Source organism: bacterium (assembly GCA_037131655.1).
Classification (GTDB): domain Bacteria; phylum Armatimonadota; class Fimbriimonadia; order Fimbriimonadales; family JBAXQP01; genus JBAXQP01.
This window is the reverse complement of record JBAXQP010000319.1, coordinates 1-2942: the sequence shown is the minus strand read 5'-3', so window position 1 is coordinate 2942 and position 2942 is coordinate 1. Positions and strand designations below refer to the sequence as shown.

Genomic DNA, 2942 nt, shown 5'->3' with positions numbered 1-2942 from the left:
GGTTAGTAGGTAGACCAGTCATCATATTAGTGGCATTTGCTGCCGCTTGGAAATTTAGCCCGTTTGAATAAACCTCAATTATGCTAGGCAATCCATCAACATTCCCAAAGTTTTGTTTAGCAGCAGCTATTGCAGCTTCCAATTGCGAAAGTTCTGTTCGAGCTGCTACCATTTGACCCCGACTTAAAATTTTCATTACGCCCGCTGCGGTAAGCGAGACCAGGATGCCAATGATGGCGATCACCACCAATAACTCAATCAGCGTGAATGCTGAGTTTCTAGATCTGGATTTAAGCAAGTGCGACATGATTTGGATCCTCCGTTTTCATTCTACCCGCATCAACGCGGAATACCTGATTCACAAAGTTACACCCTTGTTTTTAAGGGGTTTTCTAACTGGACACTTGGTTTCTAAGATCTCACATGGCATTCTTTGAGCTACAAGAACCCTTGCAAAACCATTAACCAACTACTTACTCAACCTTACAAGCATACCGTCTTACTTACTCAAGCCTTCAAGCATACCGATGAGGGGCATGAACAAGGCAATAACGATGCCGCCGATGACTCCCCCTAGGAACACGATCATGATCGGTTCGAGCAAGCTAAGCAAGCTTTCGACAAGGATATTCACTTCTTCTTCATAAATGTCTGCAACTTTATTAAGCATGGTATCGAGGTCGCCCGTTTCCTCGCCCACATCGATCATGTTAACCACCATGTCGTCAACGAGTTTGCTTTCCCTAAGGGGTTGGCAAATGGTATCGCCTTCCCGAATGGATTCATAAACGCGCTGGTAAAGGCGCTCGAAAACCTGATTGGTACAAGTTGCTTTAACGATGGCCAAGCCTTCAAGAATGGGCACGCCCGAGGAAACCAAAGTTCCCAAAGTACGGGTGGATTGAGCAATGGCAGTTTTCTCTATAAGGCCGCCAACCACGGGAATCCAAAGGTACATTCGATCGAGCACATATCCCCCCGTTCTGCTCATGCGTAGGAGCTTAAGCAGCAGCCAGAAGGTAAGCGGAATCAGAGGAAGCACATACCAGTAGGTAGAGACCCAGCGCGAGGTAGCCATGAGGAATAGGGTAAGCGTGGGGAGCTTCATACCGAAATCTTTGAAGATTTTCTCGAATTTGGGGATGATGAAAATCATAATGAAAACGAGAATGGAGATTGCGACAAAGATAACCACGGCTGGGTAGATCATCGCACCAGTGATTTTGCGTTTGAGGGTCTGGGCTTTTTCTTTAAAATCTGCAAGGCGCTGAAGAATAACTTCGAGCGCACCGCCGGCTTCACCAGCTTTTACCATGTTGACATAAAGTCGATCGAAGCATTTGGGGTGTTTGCCAAAAGCTTCGGAGAGGGTGGAACCAGATTCGACATCTTCGATAACATCCGCAATGGCGTATTTAAGGATACCGGCTTTCATCTGGCCTTCGAGAATACGAAGAGAACGAAGGATAGGGAGGCCTGCATCTTGCAGGGTAGAAAACTGCCTGGTGAAGGTACAAAGGGCTTTACCCGAGACACCCCCGATGGTGAAGCCTCGCTTCTTCTTGCCGCCCTTCTTCTTCTCTTTGCCTTTTTTGGTCGCCACCTGGGTAATCTTCGTGACGAAGTACCCCATTTGGCGAATTTTCTGTTGGGCTTCTTCTTCGGTAGCGGCATCGACGGAATCTTTGACTTCGGTGCCTGTGGTATCCATCGCTTCGAATTTAAAACTAGCCATAACAAAACTCCTGAAGAGGGAATCGTGAAAGATTATTCCTCGGTAACGGTCTCGCGAATGATTTCTTCCATAGTGGTAAGGCCTTGATGAATGGCATTAACCCCGGACCAGCGTAAAGTTTTCATACCTGATTTAACACAAAGATCGCGAAGTTCATCGGTAGAAGCTTCTTTAGAGATTAAATCGCGAAGTTCATCAGTCATAACAAGAAGTTCGTGGATGCCCATACGGCCTTTATAGCCTGTATTATTGCAAGTATCGCAGCCTTTGCCGTAGAAGAACTTTTTGCCTGCAACCATTTCTGGGGTCAGGTTGAGCTCCAAAAGTTGATCCGGGCCGGGTTGGAATTCTTCACGACAATTGATGCAGATTTTACGAACGAGCCTTTGCGCAAGCACCCCTTCAACGCAGGCGTTGATGAGGTAGGATTGCAAACCCATATCGCGCATACGAGTGATGGTGCTGGGAGCATCATTGGTATGCAGAGTGCTAAAGACGATATGGCCTGTAAGGGCAGCTTGTACAGCGATCTGGGCGGTTTCGAGATCGCGAATTTCACCTACGAGGATTTTATCAGGGTCTTGGCGAAGAATGCTACGAAGGGCTGCAGCGAAAGTCATGCCTACTTCGTGATTGATAGGGCACTGAACCAGGCCTTCGATTTCGTATTCTACCGGGTCTTCGGTGGTGATGATTTTTTCTTCAATAACATTGAGTTCGTTGAGTGCGGAATAGAGGGTGGTAGTCTTGCCTGAACCGGTTGGGCCGGTAACCAGAACCACGCCGTTAGGCTTGTTGATAAGCTCGCGGAAAGTTGCAAGAACGGTAGCATCAATTCCAAGCTTGTTGATATCGAGGGCAACTACGGATTTATCAAGCAAACGAATAACAGCGCTTTCGCCAAAGAGAGTAGGCAAGGTGCTAACACGCATATCAACGCGGTTGCCACCAATGGTTAATTCGATACGACCATCTTGGGGGAGCCTGCGTTCAGCGATATCGAGATTCGCCATAACTTTGATACGGCTGGCGATAGCATTGGCCAAATACTTAGGAGGGGGCGGGAGTTCGAATAGAACGCCGTCGCATTTGTAGCGCATTTTATAATCTTCTTCGAAGGGTTCGAAGTGGATGTCGGAAGCTTGATCGCGGATAGCCATGAGGAAAACCATGTTGATCAGCCTGCGAACCGGAGCGGAATCGGCTT

The 2942-nt window shown here is 47.6% G+C and carries 3 protein-coding genes; all 3 read right to left on the bottom strand.

From position 1 onward, the window contains the following. On the bottom strand, nucleotides 1–307 hold a 307-nt coding region (locus tag WCO51_11810; GenBank protein MEI6513939.1), incomplete at its 3' end, for a prepilin-type N-terminal cleavage/methylation domain-containing protein. A 192-nt stretch (nucleotides 308–499) separates the two neighbouring features. Further along, complete coding sequence (locus tag WCO51_11805; GenBank protein ID MEI6513938.1) at nucleotides 500–1735, bottom strand: type II secretion system F family protein; 1236 nt, start codon at nucleotides 1733–1735, stop codon at nucleotides 500–502. A gap of 32 nt (nucleotides 1736–1767) precedes the next feature. Beyond that, nucleotides 1768–2942, bottom strand: a 1175-nt coding sequence (locus WCO51_11800) for a GspE/PulE family protein (GenBank protein MEI6513937.1), incomplete at its 5' end; no start/stop codon positions are given.